This is a genomic window from Pseudomonas sp. NFACC08-1 (assembly GCF_900106735.1).
Lineage (GTDB): Bacteria > Pseudomonadota > Gammaproteobacteria > Pseudomonadales > Pseudomonadaceae > Aquipseudomonas > Aquipseudomonas fluorescens_Q.
Genome location: NZ_FNNL01000009.1, coordinates 122,005 through 144,640, shown reverse-complemented (window position 1 = coordinate 144,640; position 22,636 = coordinate 122,005). Strand labels below are relative to the sequence as shown.

Here is a 22,636-nt window from a genome sequence, read left to right as displayed (position 1 = left end):
TTTTGGGGCCGCTGCGCGACCCAGCGGGAGCAAGCTCCCTCGCCACGCAACAGCTCACTCGACACAACAGCGCTTTCTCGGCATCGCGCCTGTCACGCCACGCTGATCCGCCAGATTCCAAAGGGCTGGTAAGCCGGGTCAATGCGCATGAACTGGTACTTGCCATACCAGCTCCAGCGATGGCCATTCATCAGATCCTCGCCCTGGGTCTGGGCGTCGTCGGGCAGGCCCATCTCCCACAGCGGCAACTCAAAACTGGCTTCCTGCGGGTTGTGCGGATCAAGACTCACCGCCACCAGGATGAAGTTGCTGCCGTCGGCGGTGCGCTTGCCGAAATAGAGAATGTTGTCGTTCCAGGCGTTATAGACCTTCAGGCCCAAGTGCGTATGCAACGCAGGGTTCTGTCGACGGATACGATTGAGCTGGGCGATCTCGGCAATGATGTTGCCCGGCGCGGTGAAGTCTCGGGGGCGGATCTCGTATTTCTCCGAATCGAGGTATTCCTCCTTGCCCGGCACCGGTGCCGACTCACACAGCTCGAAGCCCGAATACATGCCCCACAGGCCTGAGCCCATGGTTGCCAGGGCCGCGCGGATCAAAAAACCAGCGCGCCCCGACTCATGGAGAAAGGCCGGGTTGATGTCTGGCGTGTTGACGAAAAAATTCGGCCGGTAGCATTCACGCCACGGCGATTCATTGAGCTCACTGAAGTAGGTCGCCAGCTCAGCCTTGGTGTTGCGCCAGGTGAAATAGGTGTAGCTCTGGGAATAACCGACCTTGCCCAGCCGCGCCATCATGGCCGGCGTGGTGAACGCTTCAGCCAGGAAGATCACTTCAGGGTATTGCGCCCGCACATCGGCGATCAGCCATTGCCAGAACGGCAGCGGCTTGGTGTGAGGGTTGTCGACGCGGAATATCTTCACGCCTTCCTTGACCCAGCCCACCACGATGTCCCGCAGCTCCGTCCACAGGCTGGGAATCGCATCGGCCGCGTAGAAATCGACGTTGACGATGTCCTGGTATTTCTTCGGCGGGTTTTCCGCATATTTGATCGTGCCGTCCGGTCGCCAGCTGAACCAGCCCGGGTGCTGCTTGAGCCAGGGGTGATCCTGGGAACACTGGATCGCAAAGTCCAGGGCGATCTCCAGGCCGTGGTCAGCGGCCGCCGCCACCAGGCGCCGGAAGTCCTCGCGGCTACCCAATTGCGGGTGAATGGCCTCGTGCCCACCCTCCTCGCTGCCAATGGCATACGGGCTGCCCGGGTCGTCGGGACCGGCGGTGAGGGAATTGTTCGGGCCTTTGCGGAAACTGCGACCGATGGGGTGGATCGGCGGGAAGTACAGCACGTCGAAGCCCATGTCCTGGATCACCGCCAGACGCGAGTGCACATCGTTGAAGGTGCCATGGCGCGCAGGATCGTCGGTGATCGAGCGGGGAAACAGCTCATACCAGCTGGCAAACTCAGACAGCTTGCGCTCCACATCCAGCGGATACTCGGGGCTGATGCTCAAGTACGGGCGATGATCGGCCCGGGACATCAGATCGGCACTGCGCGGTGCCAGGAACAGCGCCACCTGTTCCGTTGGCAACAAGCCGGAGAGCTCGTGGTGCAAGGCCGCCAGTTGCTCGCTCAGCTCCCCTGTGCTGCGCTCGACGGCCATTTGCACCTGGTTGCGTCCTTCCTGCAGCTCCAGGCTGATCGGCACCCCGGCACCGAATTTCTTCTCCAGCTCGTAGCGAAAACTGGCGAACTGATCGATCCAGGCCTCGATGCAGAAGACATAGCGACCTTGCTCCGGCACATTGAACTGGCCGCGCCAGCCGTTGTTGCCCAGGTCGCTCATGACCTCGCTGTTCCATACCTCATCCTGCAGCGAACGCCAGCGAATGCGCACGGCCAACTTGTCATGTCCATCGGCGAAGACTTTGCTGGTCACTGTCACGTCCTGCCCAGCCACGGCCTTGGCGGCGAATTGTCCGCCGTCGATCACCGGCATGGTGTTTTCAATAGCGATACGCGGCAACAGCAAGGCTTGAGACAGCGGCAAATGCGGGTTGTAGGCCAGTTCAGTCGGGTGTTCGGCAGTCATCGAGCATCGCTCCTTTTACGCCCCATGGACGCGCTTGTGGCGGTAAAGGCCCAACGGGTCCCTGAAAAAACTCACTTAAACTCCGAACCGAATCAACGACTAAAAGTTCAGAGGGATTTGCCCCTATGCATCCTGGGGATCAAAGCCGGTGCAAGGAGGTCAACAACAATAAGCACGACTCAAGCCATGTGCGTCACGGAGACCCGTCCTGATGAATATTCCCATCCCGGCCGAAACACCCGATCCGAACATCGATGATCCCACCTTGCCACCGCCCGGCCCTGATCCCGAGCCTATTCCAGAGAAAGACCCGCCGCTGGATCCTCAGCCTCCGTTGGGCGATCCGCCGAGCGAAGAGCCCCCGGAGAGTGTTTGATTCAAGCGTAGTAACAAAGAAACTGGATGACGAAAAACCTGTGGGAGCGAGCTTGTTCGCCAAAGCGGTGTGACAGTCTGCATGGACGTTGGCTGGCAGGACGCCATCGCGAGCAAGCTCGCTCCCACAAGTCTTATGCTCAGGCTATGGCTTGCCGCCCTTCTCCAACGCCCGGACAATCACCGGCATCACACTGAAAATAGCCAGCGCCAATATCGTACTCAACACAGCTGTCGCTTCCCGCCCCAACCCGGCGGCGACACCAATGGCGGCGGTCATCCACAGGCCGGCGGCGGTGGTCAGGCCTTTGACATGACCTTCGTCGCCGTCGGTGTTTTTCAGGATGGTGCCCGCGCCGAGAAAACCAATGCCCGCGACGACGCCCTGGATCACCCGGCTCATGGCGTCGGCCTGGGAGCCAGACATCTGTGGCACCAAGACGAACAGCGCCGCCCCCAGGGCCACGAGCATGTGGGTTCGCACGCCGGCAGCCTTGCCCTTGTGTTCGCGCTCGAAACCCAGGATGCCGCCCAGCAGCGCGGCCATCAGCAGGCGCACCGTGACCCGGGTCATCTGCTGGGCATCGGTGATGTCGGCGAATTCCGCCTGCAGGGTTATCCAGACTTCATGCCACCAGGCGTCCATGGACCGTCCTCTTTCTCATTGGATAAACGATGGACCGCAAGCGAAGCCAGAGGTGCGCCCGACCGCTGATCAGCCACGACGAACCCTGGTCAGCGGGCGAGACCTAATACTCAGGACATTCAGGAAGGAGCGACGTCATGCTTGAGCAAATCGACAAAGACAATACCTGCCACATCAAAACCGCCAACGGAACGAAGCTGCGCCCCGCCAGTGAGCTGGTCATCATCACTGACCCGGACAAGGCCATGTCAGCCGTGGAAGTCAATGGTGACCTGGTCCATCTCACCGAAGCCGAAGTGGATGCCCTGACCGTGGCCGGCGCGACCGATAAGCGCAAGCACCTGAAGGCTACCGACAGCGGCTCGGTGATCTGAATCCCGATCCACAGGCAACAGATGCGATTTGTGGCGAGGGGATTTATCCCCGCTGGGTTGCGAAGCAACCCTAAAGACCCTCGACCGGGTCTGTCCGGTATACCGGGTGCACTGACCTGGGGGCGCCTTGCGCCCCAACGGGGATAAATCCCCTCGCCACAGTAAATTCCCGTGCCACAGTAAATCCCTCTCGCCACCGTAATATGTTCGGCACTTCCTGGGTGCATCAAAGTGTCGCAGGGCCTGGGCTTCGCGGCATCTGATCCGGTTTTTATCGAAACACCTGAGTCTGTTATGCAAACAGTTCCATGGTCATAGTGCGCCGGCCAGATAGAGGCTGATGAGCGACCGACCATGAGCGATAGAATCCCCGTCCAGTTGATACAGACCTTCGAACCCGCGCCGTCGAAAATCAAGGCCAGGACCACCGATAACCTGATCCACACCCGCAGCTTCACCGGTTTGTTCCGCACCTTGCGCATCAGCGGTGCGGGGGTTCTGTTCCTGCTGTTCTTCGGCACGGTGTGGTTGGACTGGGGCGGCCGCCAAGCGGTGCTCTGGGACCTTTCCGAAAGTAAATTCCACATCTTTGGCGCGACCTTCTGGCCCCAGGATTTCATCCTGCTGTCGGCTTTGCTGATCATTGCCGCCTTCGGCCTGTTTGCGATCACCGTGTTTGCCGGTCGCGTGTGGTGCGGCTACACCTGCCCGCAGAGTTCCTGGACCTGGATCTTCATGTGGTGCGAGAAAATCACCGAAGGCGAACGCAACCAGCGGATCAAGCTGCAGGCCGCGCCCTGGGGCCTGAACAAACTCTTGCGCCGCAGCGCCAAGCACACACTGTGGCTGGCCATCAGCCTGCTCACCGGCCTGACGTTCGTGGGGTACTTCACGCCGATCCGTCCCCTGGCCGAAGAACTGCTGACCCTGCAAATGGCCGGCGTGAGCCTGTTCTGGGTGCTTTTCTTTACCGCAGCCACCTACCTCAACGCCGGCTGGCTGCGTGAGGCGGTGTGCATGCATATGTGCCCCTATGCACGCTTTCAGAGCGTGATGTTCGACAAGGACACGCTGACTATTTCCTACGACGCGGCCCGTGGTGAAATCCGCGGCCCACGCAAACGCGAGGCAAACCCGGCCAATATTGGCCTGGGCGACTGCATCGACTGCCAGATGTGCGTGCAGGTCTGCCCCACCGGCATCGACATCCGCGACGGCCTGCAGATGGAATGCATCGGCTGCGCGGCCTGCATCGATGCCTGCGATTCGATCATGGACAAGATGGGCTACGCCCGTGGCCTGATCAAATACACCTCCGAACATCAGTTGCAGGGCGGCAAGACTCACCTGCTGCGACCTCGGCTGATCGGCTATACCACCGTGCTGCTGGTGATGATCGGCGCGCTGGTCGTGGCGCTGATGCAACGCCCCATGGTGTCGCTGGATGTCAGCAAGGACCGTGGCCTGTTCCGCGAAAACAGCGCAGGCCAGATCGAGAACATCTACAGCCTGAAAATCATCAACAAGACCCAACAGCGCCAGGACTATCAGCTGTCCCTGGTGGACGGCGACGGCTTCATCCTGCAAGGCAAGACCCAACTGAGCCTGGCCCCGGGGGAAATCGTCGATGTGCCGGTGTCGGTGGCGATGCTCAGCGAACGGCCCGGCAAAGGCTCCCAGGCAATGACGTTCAAGGTCGTCGACAGTGACGCGCCGGGCATTTACAGCATCGCCAAGAGCCGTTTTGTCGCACCGATGAATCGTTGAAGCTTTAAGATGCCGGGCACCTGTGGGAGCGAGCTTGCTCGCGATAGCGGTGGGTCATATGTCACCGTCATCGCGAGCAAGCTCGCTCCCACAGCTAAGTCCACAAATGTCACTCGATACTGGTCCCTCCATGAAACGCTACGAGAAATTTGCCGACGACATCGCCGAACTGATCCGCTCGGGCATGCTGGGGCCAGGTCAGCGCGTGCCGTCGGTACGCTACGCCAGCCAGACCTACGGTGTCAGCCCGTCCACCGTGTTCCAGGCCTATTACCTGCTGGAACGACGCGGCATGATCCGGGCCCGGCCGCGCTCCGGCTACTTCGTCAATACCCACGCGCCGAGCCCGTTTTCGGAGCCCGCGATCAGCAGCCAGGTGCACGAGTCCACCGAAGTCGACGTCAGTGAGCTGGTATTTTCGGTCCTCGACTCGATCAAGGACCCGGCCACCATACCGTTCGGCTCGGCATTCCCCAGCCCGACACTGTTCCCACTGCAACGGCTGTCCCGTTCACTGTCCAGCGCGACACGGGACATGGACCCGCGAATGGTGGTCACGGACATGTCGCCAGGCAACCCGCAACTGCGCCGACAGATCGCCCTGCGCTACATGGTCGGCGGGTTGATGCTGCCCATGGAGGAACTGCTGGTCACCAACGGTGCCCTGGAAGCGTTGAACCTGTGCCTGCAAGCCGTGACCGAGCCCGGCGACCTGGTGGCGATCGAAGCACCAGCGTTCTACGCCAGCCTGCAAGTGTTGGAGCGCCTGAAGCTCAAGGCCGTGGAAATTCCCGTCCACCCACGCGACGGCATCGACCTGGACGTGCTGGCGCAAACACTGGAACGCTATCCGATCAAGGCCTGCTGGTGCATGACCAGCTTCCAGAACCCCATGGGCGCGACCATGCCCGAGGAGCGCAAACAGGCGCTGGTAGAGTTGTTGAGCCGTCATCAGGTGCCGCTGATCGAGGACGACGTGTACGCCGAACTCTATTACGGCCAGCAGGCCCCCAAGCCCGCCAAGGCGTTCGACACCGAAGGCTTGGTGATGCATTGCGGCTCGTTCGCCAAGAGCCTGGCGCCGGGTTATCGCATCGGCTGGGTCGCCGCTGGGCGCTACGCACAGAAGATCGAACGACTCAAGCTCATGACCTCGTTGTGCGCCTCGATGCCGGCCCAGGCCGCCATCGCCGACTACTTGCAGCACGGCGGCTACGACCGTCACCTGCGCAAACTGCGCTATGCCCTGGAGGAACAGCAAAGCGCGATGCTCGCCGCCATCGCCCGCTACTTCCCCGCCCAGACCCGGGTCAGCCAACCGGCGGGGGGTTACTTCCTGTGGCTGGAGCTGCCGGAGCAGATGGACTCGCTGAAATTGTTCCAGATGGCCCTGGCCCAAGGCATCAGCATCGCGCCGGGACCGATCTTTTCACCGACCCGGCGTTTCAGGAATTGCATCCGCTTGAACTATGGCAGCCCGTGGACCGAGGCCTCGGAAAAAGCCATGGAGACGTTGGGGCGGATTATTCGATCATTTTGAATTTGGGTTACAACCCGGGGCTCAGCGCCCACCCCCCAGATCCACAAACGTCCCGGTCGCATACGAAGCCTTGTCCGACAGCAGCCAGATAATCGCTTCGGCCACTTCATCCGGACGCCCGCCCCGAGCCATGGGGATCGCTGATTCCAGCTTGCTGACCCGGTCCGGGTCGCCACTCAGGGCATGGAAATCGGTGTAGATGTAGCCGGGACGCACCGCGTTGACGCGAATGCCTTCGCCGGCCACTTCCTTGGACAAGCCGATGGTGAAGGTGTCCAGCGCGCCCTTGGAGGCCGCGTAATCGACGTACTCCCCCGGTGCGCCCAAGCGCGCGGCCACCGACGAGACGTTGACGATGCTGCCACCCTGCCCGCCGTGCCTGGGCGACATGCGCAGCACCGCGTGCTTGGCGCAAAGAATCGGCCCCAGTACGTTGGTCTTCATGATCTTGAGAATGCGGAATTCGGACATTTCATCGAGCCGGGATTTCTGCGCGACCGTGCCGGCGTTGTTCACCAGGGCGGTGACACGGCCAAGCTCGGCGTCCACCCGGTCGAACAGGCCGATCACTTCGTCTTCGATGCTCACGTCGGCCCGCACGGCAATCGCCTGCGCGCCCTTGGCCCGGACCTGTTCGAGCACATCCTGCGCGGCACTTTCATCGGACTGGTAATTGATGCAGATCCGATAACCCAACTCGGCAGCCAAGAGCGCCGTGGCCGCCCCGATTCCGCGGCCGCCACCGGTGATGACGATGACTTTATCCACGTTTGCTTCCCCCATTCCACGGATAGACGTGCGCTGCCAAGAATAGCGTTCGCGTCACACTTTGCACAAACCGCTGTGCTTACCGGGCCAGGGCGCGCAGATCCAGGCGTCCGTCCAACAGCGGCGGGCACCAGTAATAGCCGCCGGTGATGGGCCGGCTCATGCGATACAGGCCATCGGTGATACCGTCTTCCAGGCCACTCATGCGGCGCAGTTGTGCCTCGAAAGCATCGAGGGAGAAACCGAAGGCCAGGAACATCAGCCCCGCACGGTCGCCTTCGATCCACGGCATGGAGCGACGGACCACGAACGCCTCCGGGGCGAAGCTTTCCTGGGCGGTGCGCTTGACGTGGGCCGATTCCGGCGCGTCATCGATTTCTTCGTTGTCGCTCAGGCGCCGGCCCATGATGTTGTCGCGCTCATGGGGTTGCATCGCCGCGAAACCATCCAGATCGTGCTGCCATTGCTGGATCGCGGCGAAACTGCCACCGCGCACCCCATCGGCGCCCTGGGCCAGGGCGGCAGCGATGGCAGCCTCGTCGTGCGGGTTTTCGGTGCCGTCTTCGTAGCCGGTCAGGTCATGGCCGGTCATATGGCGGAAGGTTTCGTTCATCTGTACCAGGCGCAGCGCCGGGGCCAGCGCCGCCTCGATGGCGCGACTGCGGTGCATCAGCTCGCCACGGTCTTCGCCGTGCAGCCAGCACCACAACGCGTGTTGGGTCGAGGGGTTGTCCACACCCACGCCGGCCAGCGCCGGAAAAGCCCGCAGGCCCTCGACCTGGGCGCCCAACGCCTGGACCAGCGATTCACCAAAGCCGATCACGGCACGGTTATCGAGCAACAACCGGAGTTTGTCTAGCGCAGCCGGCAATGCCTCGACCGATTCCAGGGCAAAAAACAAATGACGGGCCTGAGGCGGAACAGGGGTGGCGAGAATGCCGGGCTGGTAGTAACTCATGTGAACTCCTTTAGAAAGAGCCGCGAGTTTACCCGGCGGCTGCCGCTTTGTGTGGTTTGGCTTGAGGTCCGGTCGCGTCGGGTAACCCGACCGTTTTGTGGGAAGGTTCCCGCAGCCCCGTCAGACGACTCAGAAAACGCGCCTCGGCCCGATAACCTCGGATTGCCGGGCCGCCAAAAACGCCCTAGATTGAGCCCCCTCCAGGAAGGTCAACGAGAACGCTGCACCATGCCAATTGCCAGATCGATACTCGCCGGGATTTTTTTCCTGGTCTGCGGAACGCCCGTAAGCTTTGCCCAGGAACGCATTGAAGACACGGTCAATGCCGTCATCCAGCCCTTGATGAAACAGCAGGACATCGCGGGCATGGCGGTAGCGATCACGCACAACGGCCAACGGCAGTTTTTCAGTTTTGGCGTCGCCGCCAAGGATACGAAAAAGCCGGTCACCGACCAGACCCTTTTCGAAATCGGCTCGGTCAGCAAGACCTTCACCGCCACCCTCGGCGCCTATGCCCAGGCCCAGGGCAAACTGTCCCTGGCGGATCCGGCCAGTCGCTTTGCGCCCGAGCTGCGTAGCAGCGCCATGGAGAGCACCCGCCTGCTCGACCTTGCCACCTACACCGCTGGCGGCCTGCCATTGCAGTTTCCCGACGAGGCGGACCATCCGGACCGGATGTTCAGTTACTACAGGAACTGGAAACCGCTCTACCCGGCCGGCACCCAGCGGCTCTACTCAAACCCGAGCATCGGCCTGTTCGGCTATCTGGCGGCCCGCAGCCTGGGGCAGCCATTTGATGAGGTGATGGAGCGCACGCTGATGCCAGGGCTGGGCCTCAAGCACAGCTATGTGCGGGTGCCGCAGGATCAGATGGGCCGATACGCCCAAGGCTATGCAAAGGACGGCAAACCCGTGCGAGTCGGTGCCGGCGCACTGGATTCCGAAGCCTATGGGGTCAAGACCAGTTCAACGGACCTGATTCGTTTCGTCGAGGCCAACCTGCGACCTGAAAAACTGGACGCAGACCTGAAGCAAGCCATCGCCACGACGCATATGGGGTTCTACAAGGTTGGCGGGATGAATCAGGGGCTGGGCTGGGAGTTCTACCCCGCCCCGTTCACCTTGGATGACCTGCTCGCTGGCAACACACCGCAGATGGCCCTGGCCCCACAAAAAGCCGAACCTCTCGACCCGCCCCACCCGGCGCCGGACGGCGCCTGGATCAACAAGACCGGCTCGACCAACGGGTTTGGTGCCTACGCGGCTTTCGTGCCCGGTAAAAACATGGGCATCGTGCTGTTGGCGAACAAGAATTATCCGATTGAGGAGCGGGTGAAGGCGGCGCACCGGATCCTGACGGCGCTGGAAGCGCAGTAGAAGGTTGAGTAAGTCACTGTGGCGAGGGAGCTTGCTCCCGCTGGGCTGCGAAGCAGCCCTATGCTTTTTAGCATGGTTCGTCGACCGATAAGCTGGGGGGCTGGGGGGTCGCTTCGCGACCCAGCGGGAGCAAGCTCCCTCGCCACGGGACTATCAATCGTCCAACGGCTTCACCGCAGCCGGCGGCTTGACTGCCTTGCCAGCCTTGGTGCCTTTCGCATCCTTGGCCGGTGCGGGCTCCGGCGCGGGAGGTGGCGCCGGGGGCGTCGCTTCTTTTTCCGCGGCGGGGAGTTTATCGACGGTGTCGAAGAGGTCTTTCAGTTCGATCGCCCCGGAATGCTCAAGCTTCTTTTCCCCGTCCTTGCCCACCAGGATGATCTTGGTCTGAGCCCCGGCGCCCAGCTTGAGGGAGCGGATCAGCGCCATGGTGCTTTGCGGGTCCAGGTCCTTGCCATCGCGCTGCCCAATGGTATTGAGCACGGTGTAGAGCACCATGTTGCGCTCGGAAAAACCCTGCTTGCCTGCTGGTTCATCCAAGGCCTTTTTCAGGCTGACCCAGGCCGGGTCGACCGTACTCGGCGCGATAACGATCAGGGGGCGTGCCCTGCCTGCATCCGCCACCAGGGGTGAGTCGCCATCGGCAGCGAACAGGGGGCCGGCGATGGCCAGCAAGGTAGCGAAGGTCAACGACCGAATGAGCATGCGCCTCTCCTTTTGATATTTACGCTGTACTGATTGCACAGGGCGGCGATTGTTCCGCGAGAGTCGCTCAATACTGCGCCTGCCTGACTTGAAGCTTAGGCCAGGGGGGTCATTGCGCAACCATGGTAGCCAACGCGTGCGGGAGGAAGGTGTGAGCGCTAAAAATACAGTCACCACAAACGAGAGTGGGAGCGGGCTTGCTCGCGAAAGCGGTCTGTCAGTCGACATCAACGTTGACTGAAAAACTGCTTTCGCGAGCAAGCCCGCTCCCACAAGGGATCTCGGTGGCAGTGCTAGAACGCCAGCTTGAACCCGATCATCGCCAGCATCACCGCCAGACAGGGGCGCAGCAACTCGTCGGAGATGCGTCCCGACAAATGACTGCCCAGATAGATCCCCGGCAACGAACCGATCAGCAGGAAACCCAGGATGTGCCAATCCATGTTGCCCATGCTCGCATGGCCCAGGCCAGCCACCAGGGTCAGCGGCACGGCGTGGGCGATCTCGGTGCCCACCAGGCGCTTGGTGACCAGGAACGGGTAGAGGATGAACAGCGCAACGGTGCCCAGGGCGCCAGCGCCGATGGAGGTCAAGGCGACCATGGTGCCCAGCACGAGGCCGGTGATGACCGTGAGCACATTGAGGCGCGTGCCAGTGGGGTTGTAGTGCCCGCCGGCACGGTCATGGGCGAATTGCAGCAAACGCTTCTTGAACAGGATCGCCAAGGCTGTGGCGAACAACACAAAGCCCAAGGCTTGCTTGATCACCGCGTTCATGGCGTCGGGAGAGCTGTGCAGGCTGCTGAGAAACCACAGCGTCAAGCCGACTGCCGGCACACTGCCCAACGTCAGCCAGCCAGTGATAGCCCAGTCGATGTTGCGATTTTTAGCATGAACCAGGACACCGCCAGACTTGGTAATGGCTGCGTACAGCAGGTCCGTACCCACCGCCGTCGCAGGGTTGATACCAAACCACAACAGGATCGGGGTCATCAGCGAACCACCGCCGACGCCGGTCATCCCAACGATGAAGCCGACCACCAGGCCTGCAACGACTAAACCGACATTACCGAAATCCATTAAACCCGTCTCAGCACGACCGCATGAAAAATCTGGCCGCGAGCATAGCGATTTTTCTTATAACCCCCTATATCGATGTGATCTATCTTTATTCCTTTTCCGTCATTTCACTGGACCGGCAGGAAATTGAGGAACAGCAGGCTCTGGGCGTAATTCAAGCCAATCCGCCGGTAGCGCTCATCGAGCATCTGGGTCAGCAGGTCCAATCGGGCGACGATTTTTCCAAACTCCACAGCGAAACTCAGGTTGCTGCCCTCCTCCGAAATTTCATTGGAAAACAGCAACAGCTTGCCGTCCTTGTTCTGCCGCTGACTCAGCAGCCAGGTGGCTTTTTCGATATTGCGCGCCGCGTTGCTGACAAAACGCGGGTCGATGGTGTCGGTCATGTAGAACTCGAGGCGATTGCCGTGCGCGGTGACCAGCATGCTGCCGATGGCATAGATGAACGCCCCTACCCGATCGCCGAGAAACTCCGGGCTCATGGCGTAGCTCAGGGCCGCCAGGTCCTTCTTGCCACCCAAGGTCGGCAAAGGCTGTTGCTGCTCGATGGCCATGCGCACCTGTTTTTCCGCAGTGCGAGCGTCAAGAAAGCCGGACTTGCGCAGCTCCTCGGGGTTGCGCAGGTACAGCTTGTTCATCAGCAGATAGAGGCTTTGCAAGTTGTCGTGCATCGACAACGTGGCCATGCGGTCGACGCTGGTCTGCAAGAACTCCTGGGGCTTGGCGTTGCTGAACTGCGTGACCATGTCCTGTCCCTGCTGATGGCTGCAGCCGCCGCTGAACAGCATCGACACACCGACCAACAAAGCCAGGCAGCAGCGGCGCAATCTCGTCACAGGATAAAAAACACCGGCCATCGAATCTCGGTCTGGGCATGGGGAAGCGATGGGGGTCGTCGCTTCCAGGCCATGGATAGAGCGGCAAAAATCACAAAAGTGCAGTACCTGGAGAAAACCCTCGGTCTTCAGCAACGACCCAATCACGCAATTAGTCTTACTTTTTAATTGATAAATCCCCATTAATGGCTATAAATCCCTTCTCACCCACCAAATAGAAAGACTACTAACCAGAAAAACCTTCAGCGCTGTCCGACCAGTAGCGGACTCGCCCCGCGTTCAAAACAACAACAAAACAACAGGAAGGAAGGTCATACCATGCTTGAATCCAGACAACTGCTCACGGCCCTCGGAGTGTCTCTGATGATCGCCACCTCGGCTTCCCACGCTGCCGGCCTGACCAATGAACGCGGTGCGTTCGGCAAAACCGACGACGGCACGGCGGTGGAAAAATTCGTGCTGCGCAACAGTCACGGCATGGAGGCCACGGTCATCACCTACGGCGGCATCCTCCAGTCATTGAGCGTGCCGGACAAAAACGGCAAGGCCGCCGACATCGTGCTCGGCTTCGACGACGTGCAGGGTTACCAGAAGAACGGCAGCGTGTATTTCGGCGCGACCATCGGCCGCTTCGGCAATCGCCTGGCCGACGGCGCCTTCGAGCTGGACGGCAAGCGTTACCAGGTGCCGCAGAACGACCATGGCAACTCCTTGCACGGCGGACCGCAAGGGTTCGATAAGCGCGTCTGGAAGGCCCAGCCCCATGACGGCAAGGACTCGGTGGGCGTCACCCTGACCTACGTGTCACCGGATGGTGAGATGGGCTTTCCCGGCACGCTGAAGACCGACGTCACCTACAGCCTCAACGAACAGAACGAGTTGCGCATCGATTACAAGGCGACCACCGACAAACCCACGGTGCTGAACCTGACCAACCACAGCTATTTCAACCTGGCTGGGGCCGGTAACGGCGACATCCTCGAGCAGCTCGCCACCCTGCACGCAGCCCACTACACGCCGGTCACCGGCAAGCTCATTCCCACCGGCGAACTGGCCCCCGTGGCCGGTACACCGATGGACTTCACCCAACCCACCGCCATCGGCACCCATATCAAGGCCGATCACCCACAACTCAAGTTCGCCGAACCGAAACAGGGCGGCTTCGATTTCAACTGGGCGCTGGACGCCAAGGGTGACGTGAGCAAACTGGCCGCCGAGGTGTATGACACGGACTCCGGACGCCGCCTGCAGCTCTACACCACCGAGCCTGGCGTGCAGTTCTACACCAGCAACTTCCTCGACGGCACGGTCAAGGGCAAGCAAGGCAAGGTCTATCCACATTGGGGCGCGTTCACCCTGGAAACCCAGCACTACCCCGACTCGCCCAACCAGCCGAACTTCCCTTCGACGCGGCTTGATCCGGGCCAGACCTACACCCAAACCATGGTGTTGAAGTTCTCCGCGAAGTAACGCCCCCGCCGAATCGTTCCCATGCTCGCGTGGGAACGATCAACACTGAACACTTGGTCTATCCTGCTGCCACACGTCAAAGCAAAAAACAGGAGATAGGCATGAGGACGCTGGAATTGGCGGGTGTGTCCGTACCGGTCATTGGCCAGGGCACCTGGCGCATGGGTGAGGAACCGTCCCATCACAAGAAAGAAGTCGCGGCCCTGCGGTTGGGGATCGAACTGGGCATGACCCTGATCGACACGGCGGAGATGTATGCCGAAGGCGGTGCGGAGACCGTCGTTGGCGAGGCGATCACTGGCCTGCGGGACCAGGTTTTCCTAGTGAGCAAAGTCTACCCTCACAACGCCAGTCGCAAAGGCATTCCCCTGGCCTGCGAACGCAGCTTGCGCCGGCTCGACACCGATTACATCGACCTTTATCTGTTGCACTGGCGCGGGCAGTACCCGTTGGCAGAAACCGTCGAAGCGTTCGAACGCCTGCGCGAAGAAGGCAAGATCGGCCGCTGGGGTGTGTCGAACTTTGACGTCGATGACCTCGAGGAGCTGGCCTCGCCTGCCTGCGCCACCAACCAGGTGCTGTACAACCTGCAGGAACGCGGCATCGAATTCGACCTGCTGCCCTGGTGCCAGCAACGGCCCATGCCGATCATGGCCTACTGCCCGGTCGGCCAGGGCGGGCACCTGCTCAAGGATCACACCCTGGGACAGATCGCCGAACGCCATCGCGCCACACCGGCACAGATCGCACTGGCCTGGCTGTTGCGCCAGGACAATGTGATTGCCATTCCCAAGGCCGTGAAGCCTGAGCATGTGCGTTTGAATGCCGAAGCGGCCAACCTCAAGCTGGAACCGCAGGACCTGGCCGCCCTCGACCTGATATTTCCCCAGCCCCGGGGCAAGCAGCGGTTGGCGATGGTCTAGTTTCCCCGGGCCTGGCAGCTTTTTGTGGCGAGGGAGCTTGCTCCCGCTCGATCGCGAAGCGGTCGCAAAAGGGGCCGCTGCGCAGCCCAGCGGGAGCAAGCTCCCTCGCCACAGGAACCTTGACCCTCGTCATCAGAACAACCCCATCTGCCCCCCCACCAACGTCGAGAAATCATCGTCCACAAACGGCAGGATCGCATCCGCCACCGGTTGCAGTTGTTTGCTCACGTAATGGTCGTAATCAATCGGCGCGCTGCGGATTTCCAGCGGCTCGGGGCCGGCGACGGTGATGACGTAGCTGATCCAGCCGCCATTCTGGTATTGCCGTGGCCGGCCCTGGCGCTGGTTGAACTCATCGGCCAGCCGCGCAGCCCGCACATGGGGTGGGACGTTGCGTTCGTAGTCTTCCAGGGGCCGACGCAGACGCTTGCGGTAGACCAACCGATCATCGAACGCACCGGCCAGGGTCTGCTGCACATAATCGCGCACATAATCCTGATAGGGCTGGCGGTGGAAGATCCGCCCGTACAGCTCCTGCTGGAATTGCCGTGCCAGCGGCGACCAGTCGGTGCGCACGGTTTCCAGGCCCTTGTAGACGATTTCGTCGCTGCCATCGGCACGGGTGACCAATCCGGCGTAGCGTTTCTTGCTGCCCTCCTCGGCGCCGCGGATAGTCGGCATCAGAAAGCGCTTGAAATGGGTTTCGAACTGCAGCTCCAGCGCACTCTCCAGGCCGAACTCATCGCGCACCTGCTCACGCCACCATTGGTTGACGTGGGCGACCAACTCGCGACCGATCCTGGCCGCTTCCTCCTGGCCATGGGCACGACGCAGCCAGACGAACGTGGAATCGGTATCGCCATAAATCACCACATGCCCCTGGGCTTCGATCAACTGGCGGGTGCGCTGCATGATCTGGTGGCCGCGCAGGGTGATGGACGAGGCCAGGCGTGGATCGAAGAAGCGACAGCCGCTGGAACCGAGCACGCCATAAAAGGCGTTCATGATAATTTTCAATGCTTGGGACAGCGGCGCATTGTGCTCGCGCTTGGCGGTTTCCCGGCCTTCGGAGACCCGCGCCACGATGGCCGGCAGGCAATGGCGGGTACGGGAGAAACGCGCCCCGCGAAAGCCTGGCACCGACTCCTGGTCAGCCGGGTGGCGCAGCCCTTCGATCAAGCCCACCGGGTCAATCAGGAAAGTGCGGATGATCGATGGATACAGGCTCTTGTAGTCCAGCACCAGCACCGACTCGTAGAGCCCCGGCTGGGAGTCCATGACAAATCCACCCGGGCTGGCCTCGGGCGGACGCTGGCCGAGATTGGGGGCAACGAACCCCTGACGGTGCATCAGCGGCATGTACAGGTGCGTGAAGGCCGCCACCGAACCGCCGCTGCGGTCCGCTGGCAGGCCGGTGACGCTGGCCCGCTCCAGGAGGAACTTGAGCAGTTCGGTCTTGGCGAAGATCCGCGTCACCAGCTCGCAGTCCTTGAGGTTGTAGCGGGCCAGGGCCGGCTTGTCCTCGGCGAACATGCGGTTGATCTCGTCCATGCGCTGGTACGGGTTATCGATGGACTTGCCCTCCCCCAGCAGCGTCTGGGCGACGTTTTCCAGGCTGAACGAGGGAAAACTCCAGGTCGCCGAACGCAGGGACTCGATACCGTCGATGATCAACCGGCCAGCGGCCGAGGCGAAGAAGTGGTTGTTGCGCGCTCCGTGCTCGCGCCATTGCATCTCTTCCCCACCACGCCCCAGGCGCAACGGCACCGCCAGGCGCCGGGCATGTTCATGCAGTACCCGCAGGTCGAACTGCACCAGGTTCCAGCCAATGATCGCGTCAGGGTCGAAACGGGCGAACCAATCGTTGAGTTTCTTCAGCAGCAGCGTGCGCGATTCGCAGTATTCCAGCTGGAAATCCACGCCGGTATCGTCGCCATTGGCTGGCCCGAGCATGTAGACCTGGCGCTCGCCGCAGCCTTCCAGGGCGACGGAATACAATTCGCCTTGGGCGGTGGTTTCGATGTCCAGGGACACCAGGCGCAACGGTGGACGGTATTCGGGCGCCGGTTTCATCTGGACATCCACCAGCAGGCCATCGGCGGCCGGCGTACCGCCGAACCACACCGGGGCGGTGATGAAGCGCTCCATCAGGTAGCGCTCCGGCGGCCGGATGTCTGCTTCGAACACCTCCACGCCAGCGCGGCGCAAGGTGGTGTCCAGGCGCATCAGTTGGGCGTGTTGCTGGCAATACAGCCCCAGCACCGGACGATGCTCGAAATCCAGCAGGTCCAGGGGACGCAACTCAACGTCCTTCTCCCCTTGCAGCAGCGCTTCGGCCTGGCCGCGCTGGATCTGCGGCACGAAGGCCACCGACGTCTGCACCGGCAAGCGCACGCGCCGGGGACCGGCGTCGGTCGCCAGCCAGAACTCGACTTCGGTGCCGGCCGGGGTATCGCGCCAATGCCGGGTCAGGACGAAGCCCTGCTGTAAATCCACCGCTGCAACCTCGAATTTTGCGTAGGCGACGATTCTACCTGTGGCGAGGGAACTTCACCTGCCCAACTGACACACCACCCACCCGCTTTTTTTGTGGCGAGGGAGCTTGCTCCCGCTGGGCTGCGCAGCGGCCCCTTTTTGCGATCGCTGCGCGATCGAGCGGGAGCAAGCTCCCTCGCCACAACGGCGCCTGGCCACGGGATTGAGGGAAATCCCCGGGCAATGACGCTTTTGGACGACTGGCCGCCGCTTTACCGCTTGCTCTGCACCGTTGGGTCTACGATGCTTTAACAACCAGCAAAACAACACCTGAGGCTCCCCCATGAAAACCGTCGCGCAGTTGCTCCGGATAAAAGACGAGAAGAACCAGCAAGTGCACACCATCTCACCGGACGACATGGTATTGCAGGCCCTGATGCGCATGGCCGAGAAGAATGTCGGTGCCTTGCTGGTGGTGAAGAACGATGAAGTGCTGGGGATCATCAGCGAGCGCGACTATGCTCGCAAAATGGTCTTGCGCGGTCGCTCATCGGTGGGCACGAAGGTCAGTGACATCATGGTCTCCCCCGTGATCACCATCGACCCGCACCAGAACGTCGAGACCTGCCTGAGCATCATGACCGAAAAACATCTGCGGCATTTGCCAGTGGTGGAGGACGGCAAACTGGTCGGCCTGCTGTCCATCGGCGACCTGGTCAAGGAAGCCATCGCCGAACAGGCCGATCTGATCAAACAACTGGAGCAATACATTCGCGGGGAATGATCCGTTCGGTCGGGTTGCTCATTTCCAAGGCACTTCTATATTGAAGGGGTTGTTCCTGCGAGCATCCCGATGGCCGACACCGACCGATTGATCATTTGTGAACATTGCGATGCGGTGTACGAACCGGTGATGCTCGCTGCGCACCAGAAAGCCTCGTGCGTGCGCTGCCACGCGGTGATCCAGCGCTACAACGGCCTGACCATCGAGCAGCGCCTGGCCTTGAGCGTGACCGCGGCGGTGCTGTGGGCCTTCGCCAACATCTACCCGATCATGAGCATCCGCCTCCAGGGCCTGAGCAACAGCGCGACGTTATGGGATTCCATCGTGGCGCTGAACCAGGGGCCGATCGCCTTCATCGCCCTGGTGACAGCAGTGGCGATCATCATTGCACCAGCCTTTCAATTGGCGCTGCTGCTCTGGGTACTGGGCCATGCCTACCTCCAGCGGCGGGCGCCGGGGTTCAACCTGTGCATGCGCAGCCTGGAAACCCTGCGGCCCTGGAGCATGCTGGAGGTGTGCCTGCTGGGCGCGCTGGTGGCGGTGATCAAGCTCGCCGGCCTGCTGGACGTGCTCCCGGGCATCGGCCTGTTCGCCCTGGCGGCTTTGAGCCTGCTGATGATCCGCATTGCCGGGCGCGATGTCCGCGACCTTTGGGACAGCCTGTGAACGGCCAGCCGCTGGACACCCCGCCAGAGGCCCGCGACCTGGGCCTGTGCCTGTGCCACAGCTGTGGCCTGGCCTGCGACATGACCGACGAGCCCGAAACCTGCCCCCGCTGCGACGCCGCCCTGCATCGACGCAAACCCGACGCCATCACCCGCACCTGGGCCTACATGCTGGCCGCGCTGGTGTTCTACATCCCGGCCAACCTGCTACCGGTCATGAATACCCAGATGCTCGGTGAAGGCGCCGACAGCACCATCATCAGCGGCGTCATCGAGTTCTGGCAAAGCGGCGCCTGGGACATCGCCCTGATTATCTTCATCGCCAGCATTGCGGTGCCCGGCATCAAGTTCGTGGTGCTGACCCTGTTGCTGGTGACCGCACAGCGGCGCAGCACCTGGGCCCAAGTCCAGCGGGCGAAGCTGTACCGGCTGGTGGAAGTCATCGGCTACTGGTCAATGCTCGATGTGCTGGTGGTGGCCCTGGTGGCGGCATTGGTCAAGTTCCAGGCATTGAGCGACATCGAACCACGACCGGGCATCCTGTTCTTCGGCCTCGTGGTGCTGTTCACCATGCTGTCGGCCATGAGTTTCGACCCCCGGCTGATCTGGGACACTCAACCATCCGAGGAGGTCATGGATGAAGTCGCAAGCCACTGACGGGCAGCAACCCGCACCCGGCCGCGCCCACGTCACCACCCGCCGCTGGACGGTGTCGCTGGTGTGGATCGTGCCGATCATCGCGGTCCTGGTGGGGCTGTCCCTGGTGGTCCACAACTGGCTGCAGGAAGGCCCGACCATCACCATCACCTTCAAGACCGGCCAGGGCCTGACCGCCAACAAGACCCAGGTGAAATATCGCAACGTGGTCATCGGCCAGGTCACCGACGTGCAACTGAGCGAGGACCAGAAGAACGTCACCGCCACGGTCAAGCTCGCCAAGACTGCCGACACCTTCACTCACGAAGATTCGGTGTTCTGGGTCGTACGGCCACGCATCGGGGCCGGCGGTATTTCGGGGATCGACACCTTGCTGTCGGGGGATTTCATTGGGGCCGACGCCGGTCAGTCGAAAGTGCGCGCCAAGTCCTTCACGGGCCTGGAGAACCCGCCGCCCATCACCTACGGCGAACCAGGCAAGCGCTTCACCCTGCACTCCCAGGACCTCGGTTCACTGGACATCGGCTCGCCGGTGTACCTGCGCAAGATCCCGGTGGGCCAAGTCGTGTCCTACGCCCTGGACGCCGACGGCAAAGGCGTCAACATCGACGTGTTCATCAACGCGCCCAACGATGTGTATGTCACCGAAAACACCCGGTTCTGGAACGTCAGCGGCGTCGACGTGAACGTCGGCGCCAACGGTTTCGCCGTCAAGACCGAATCGCTCTCGGCCTTGCTCTTGGGTGGCATCGCGTTCCGGGCACCGGAGTACAGCCCCAACGACACCGCCGCCAGCGAAGACAAGACCTTCGAGCTGTTTGCCGACCAGCAGAGCGCCCTCGCCCCGCCCGATGGCAAGGGCCAATACCTGGCCCTGCGTTTCGACCAGGCCCTGCGCGGGTTACGCGTCGGTGCGCCGGTGGAGTTCCTCGGCGTGGAAATCGGCAGGGTGGTGGCCATCAACCTCGATTTCGATGAGAAGCAACGCAGCTTTCCGGTTAACGTCGGCGTGGTGATCTACCCTCAGCGCCTGGGCAAGGCCCATGAAAAACTGCTCAAGTCGCTCAACCACGACCCCGAAGACGAAGCCGCCAGTGCCCGCCTGATGGGCAGCTTCGTCGAGCGCGGCCTGCGTGCCCAGGCCCGTAGCGGCAACCTGCTGACCGGGCAGTTGTACATCTCGCTGGACTTCTACCCCAAGGCTGAAAAAGTGGCCTTCGATCCCAGCGCCCGCCCCGTGCGAATCCCGACCCTCCCGGGCAGTCTCCAGCAATTGCAGGAACAACTGCAGACGATGATCGAGCGGATCAACAAACTGCCACTGGAGAGCATTGCCGGCAACCTGGATGGCAACCTGGTGGAGCTGCGCAAAGGCCTGGCCCAGTTCAACAGCAAGACCCTGCCGGGCGTGCAAAGCACCTTGCAAGACGTCAGCAAGACCCTGCAATCGGCTAACTCGACCCTGGCCGAAGATTCACCGCAGCGCGAACAACTGACCCAGACCCTGGACGACCTGGGGCGCATGTCGCGCTCGCTGCGCGAACTGTCGGACTACCTGAGCCGCCATCCCGAATCGCTGCTTCGCGGGCGTCCCAAGGACGCACCGGCGCAGAACCTCACATTGCCGGTGAAAGAATGATCACAGGAGCCCGCCCCATGCCACTGACGCTGAAACTCACCCTGGTTGCCGTGGCGTTGCTGCTCGGCGCCTGCCGCAGCGATCCGATCCACTATCACACGTTGAGCCCGGCCCAACCGGCAGGCCAATCGCGCTCCAGCGTGGACATCCAGATCGAACAGGTCAGTGTCCCACCCCAAGTGGATCGCACCCAGATGGTCATTCGCCAAGGCAACAGCGGGTTGGCGATCATGGAAACCGAATGGTGGGGCGCCAGCCTGGCCGATGAACTGCACAGCAGCCTGGACGAACAACTGAGCAACCCTGGCGCCCCCAAATCATTGCTGCGGGTAGAGGTGCAACGCTTTGACTCGATCCCTGGCCGCTATGCCCGCATGGACGTGCAATGGCGACTGCGCAACCCGGGCAATGACGCCCGTCCCATCACGTGCCGCAGCAGCCTGCAAACGCCGGCGGGCGCCAGTATCGACGAACTGGTGACGGCGCATCAGGAGAATGTCCGGCAATTTGCCGGCCTTGTCGAGCAAGCGGCTGCACGCAAGGCGTGTCCTTGATTCACTCAGGCCAATGCAGCGACAGCACCGGCGCAACGCGCGGATGGTGGTCAATGCGCTCCAACAGCTCATGGAACGCTGGACGGGCGCTCAGCATCGCCTCCCGCGTATTTCTCCACTTCGTGATCACGGCCGCCAGGATATCCAGCGCTCCGGGTTCGTCACCGCCTAGAAAAGGTCGGGCCGGGAACTGGTCGGCAAACAGCGCCCAATTGCGATACAGCCGTTGCTGCGTGCCGGATATCAATCGCTGTCGAGTCGCTTCGTCCGCCTCGTCCAGCCAGCGTTCCGGAAAATCGATAATGCCGATGGGCGTGTAGCAATTGGCCGCGATGTAGACCAGGCCCCGTATGGCCTGGGCACACTGGGCCGGGTCTTGCGGGAGCAGCTTCGAGGCTGGGAAGGTCAACCCGAGGTGAATCAGGATCGCCGCCGCTTCAGTCAGCACCGAACCGTCCGGCAACTGCAAGGTCGGCACCTGCTTCAGAGGATTGAGTGTCTCAAGCTCTTTCGCCGCATCGTTGTCTTGCGTCGAATAGGCGTCGACCCGCCGATAAGCCACCTCACAGAGACACAGGGCAACCTCCACCGCCGAAGAGCCCGATTGCCTGCAACCGAATAACTGATACATGAACGTACCTCCTGCATAAGCGTTATGCCGGTAGAGCCCGCGAGCCCATCAGTGTTCCATCGAGCTGACCGGTAGCGGGCCAACGAGCTATCACTGCCATCGATGTTCACCATCATGTCAATGAAGTTCTCTTGATGATCGCCCGGGACAACAATGGCCCCACACAAACCACTGCACCCCCGGAGCACACCATCATGAAACGCCAAGTCATCCTCAGCCTCGCTTTCTCTGTACTGGCCGCCAACGTATTTGCCGCCTCCTCCCAACCTGTCGTCGCCGAAGGCGGTTCTGATCGCCTGATCGAAAACCGCGTCGCCGAAGGCGGT

At 61.7% G+C, this 22,636-nt stretch carries 21 protein-coding genes; 12 read left to right on the top strand and 9 right to left on the bottom strand.

Annotated features, from left to right (window positions below; genetic code table 11):
* Positions 1–92: 92 nt before the first annotated feature.
* On the bottom strand, positions 93–2,090 hold the full coding sequence (locus BLU76_RS19535; RefSeq protein ID WP_072348891.1) for an alpha-1,4-glucan--maltose-1-phosphate maltosyltransferase: 1,998 nt from the start codon (positions 2,088–2,090) through the stop codon (positions 93–95).
* Between the two features lie 211 nt (positions 2,091–2,301).
* Between BLU76_RS19535 and BLU76_RS31575 the strand changes: the two genes are divergently transcribed.
* On the top strand, positions 2,302–2,466 hold the full coding sequence (locus BLU76_RS31575) for a hypothetical protein (protein ID WP_170867310.1): 165 nt from the start codon (positions 2,302–2,304) through the stop codon (positions 2,464–2,466).
* Between the two features lie 144 nt (positions 2,467–2,610).
* Here the strand turns inward: BLU76_RS31575 and BLU76_RS19530 are convergent, their stop codons facing one another.
* Positions 2,611–3,111, bottom strand: a complete 501-nt coding sequence (locus tag BLU76_RS19530) for an MgtC/SapB family protein (RefSeq protein ID WP_092223944.1) — start codon at positions 3,109–3,111, stop codon at positions 2,611–2,613.
* 137 nt (positions 3,112–3,248) lie between these two features.
* Between BLU76_RS19530 and BLU76_RS19525 the strand changes: the two genes are divergently transcribed.
* The 3 genes from BLU76_RS19525 (at position 3,249) to mapR (ending at position 6,792) form a co-directional block, all read left to right on the top strand.
* Positions 3,249–3,485: a DUF3203 family protein gene (locus tag BLU76_RS19525; protein ID WP_092145512.1), complete on the top strand. Its 237-nt coding sequence runs from the start codon at positions 3,249–3,251 to the stop codon at positions 3,483–3,485.
* Between the two features lie 354 nt (positions 3,486–3,839).
* Complete coding sequence (ccoG, locus tag BLU76_RS19520) at positions 3,840–5,252, top strand: cytochrome c oxidase accessory protein CcoG (RefSeq protein WP_092223942.1); 1,413 nt, start codon at positions 3,840–3,842, stop codon at positions 5,250–5,252.
* 130 nt (positions 5,253–5,382) lie between these two features.
* Positions 5,383–6,792, top strand: a complete 1,410-nt coding sequence (gene mapR, locus BLU76_RS19515) for a GntR family transcriptional regulator MpaR (protein WP_092145508.1) — start codon at positions 5,383–5,385, stop codon at positions 6,790–6,792.
* Between the two features lie 21 nt (positions 6,793–6,813).
* Here the strand turns inward: mapR and BLU76_RS19510 are convergent, their stop codons facing one another.
* Together BLU76_RS19510 and BLU76_RS19505 are read right to left on the bottom strand one after the other, a co-directional pair.
* The gene (locus BLU76_RS19510) at positions 6,814–7,560 is read right to left on the bottom strand and encodes an SDR family oxidoreductase (RefSeq protein WP_063322056.1); all 747 of its coding nucleotides are present in this window, start codon (positions 7,558–7,560) and stop codon (positions 6,814–6,816) included.
* A 79-nt stretch (positions 7,561–7,639) separates the two neighbouring features.
* Positions 7,640–8,518 carry a Dyp-type peroxidase gene (locus BLU76_RS19505; protein WP_072348903.1) on the bottom strand — a complete coding sequence of 293 codons (879 nt, stop codon included), beginning with the start codon at positions 8,516–8,518 and terminating at the stop codon, positions 7,640–7,642.
* A gap of 228 nt (positions 8,519–8,746) precedes the next feature.
* Between BLU76_RS19505 and ampC the strand changes: the two genes are divergently transcribed.
* The gene (gene ampC / locus BLU76_RS19500) at positions 8,747–9,895 is read left to right on the top strand and encodes a class C beta-lactamase (protein WP_092223941.1); all 1,149 of its coding nucleotides are present in this window, start codon (positions 8,747–8,749) and stop codon (positions 9,893–9,895) included.
* Positions 9,896–10,048: 153 nt separating this feature from the next.
* On the opposite strand, the gene BLU76_RS19495 is transcribed toward ampC, so the two are convergent.
* The 3 genes from BLU76_RS19495 to BLU76_RS19485 form a co-directional block, all read right to left on the bottom strand.
* On the bottom strand, positions 10,049–10,597 hold the full coding sequence (locus tag BLU76_RS19495; protein WP_092223939.1) for a DUF4174 domain-containing protein: 549 nt from the start codon (positions 10,595–10,597) through the stop codon (positions 10,049–10,051).
* A 293-nt stretch (positions 10,598–10,890) separates the two neighbouring features.
* Positions 10,891–11,676, bottom strand: a complete 786-nt coding sequence (locus BLU76_RS19490; RefSeq protein WP_063322060.1) for a sulfite exporter TauE/SafE family protein — start codon at positions 11,674–11,676, stop codon at positions 10,891–10,893.
* 107 nt (positions 11,677–11,783) lie between these two features.
* Positions 11,784–12,533, bottom strand: a complete 750-nt coding sequence (locus BLU76_RS19485; RefSeq protein ID WP_057447798.1) for a hypothetical protein — start codon at positions 12,531–12,533, stop codon at positions 11,784–11,786.
* Positions 12,534–12,830: 297 nt separating this feature from the next.
* Between BLU76_RS19485 and BLU76_RS19480 the strand changes: the two genes are divergently transcribed.
* Both BLU76_RS19480 and BLU76_RS19475 read left to right on the top strand, forming a co-directional pair.
* A complete protein-coding gene (locus BLU76_RS19480; protein WP_092223937.1) occupies positions 12,831–13,982 on the top strand; it encodes an aldose epimerase family protein in 1,152 nt (383 codons plus the stop codon).
* Positions 13,983–14,083: 101 nt separating this feature from the next.
* The gene (locus BLU76_RS19475; protein WP_092145502.1) at positions 14,084–14,905 is read left to right on the top strand and encodes an aldo/keto reductase; all 822 of its coding nucleotides are present in this window, start codon (positions 14,084–14,086) and stop codon (positions 14,903–14,905) included.
* Between the two features lie 132 nt (positions 14,906–15,037).
* On the opposite strand, the gene BLU76_RS19470 is transcribed toward BLU76_RS19475, so the two are convergent.
* On the bottom strand, positions 15,038–17,401 hold the full coding sequence (locus tag BLU76_RS19470; RefSeq protein WP_092223935.1) for a DNA polymerase II: 2,364 nt from the start codon (positions 17,399–17,401) through the stop codon (positions 15,038–15,040).
* A 322-nt stretch (positions 17,402–17,723) separates the two neighbouring features.
* Here BLU76_RS19470 and BLU76_RS19465 point away from each other — a divergent pair, with 322 nt between their 5' ends.
* From BLU76_RS19465 to BLU76_RS19445, 5 genes are all read left to right on the top strand, one after another.
* Positions 17,724–18,164, top strand: coding sequence for a CBS domain-containing protein (locus tag BLU76_RS19465; protein WP_003200075.1), 441 nt, complete (start codon positions 17,724–17,726; stop codon positions 18,162–18,164).
* Between the two features lie 69 nt (positions 18,165–18,233).
* The gene (locus BLU76_RS19460; RefSeq protein ID WP_092223933.1) at positions 18,234–18,830 is read left to right on the top strand and encodes a paraquat-inducible protein A; all 597 of its coding nucleotides are present in this window, start codon (positions 18,234–18,236) and stop codon (positions 18,828–18,830) included.
* An 11-nt stretch (positions 18,831–18,841) separates the two neighbouring features.
* Complete coding sequence (locus tag BLU76_RS19455; RefSeq protein ID WP_063325133.1) at positions 18,842–19,486, top strand: paraquat-inducible protein A; 645 nt, start codon at positions 18,842–18,844, stop codon at positions 19,484–19,486.
* Positions 19,467–21,125, top strand: coding sequence for a PqiB family protein (locus BLU76_RS19450; RefSeq protein WP_092223931.1), 1,659 nt, complete (start codon positions 19,467–19,469; stop codon positions 21,123–21,125). The genes BLU76_RS19455 and BLU76_RS19450 overlap by 20 nt, the downstream gene beginning before the upstream one ends.
* A 17-nt stretch (positions 21,126–21,142) precedes the next feature.
* On the top strand, positions 21,143–21,679 hold the full coding sequence (locus BLU76_RS19445; protein ID WP_092145494.1) for a PqiC family protein: 537 nt from the start codon (positions 21,143–21,145) through the stop codon (positions 21,677–21,679).
* 1 nt (position 21,680) lies between these two features.
* On the opposite strand, the gene BLU76_RS19440 is transcribed toward BLU76_RS19445, so the two are convergent.
* Positions 21,681–22,310 carry a glutathione S-transferase family protein gene (locus tag BLU76_RS19440; RefSeq protein WP_092145492.1) on the bottom strand — a complete coding sequence of 210 codons (630 nt, stop codon included), beginning with the start codon at positions 22,308–22,310 and terminating at the stop codon, positions 21,681–21,683.
* Between the last annotated feature and the right edge of the window lie 326 nt (positions 22,311–22,636).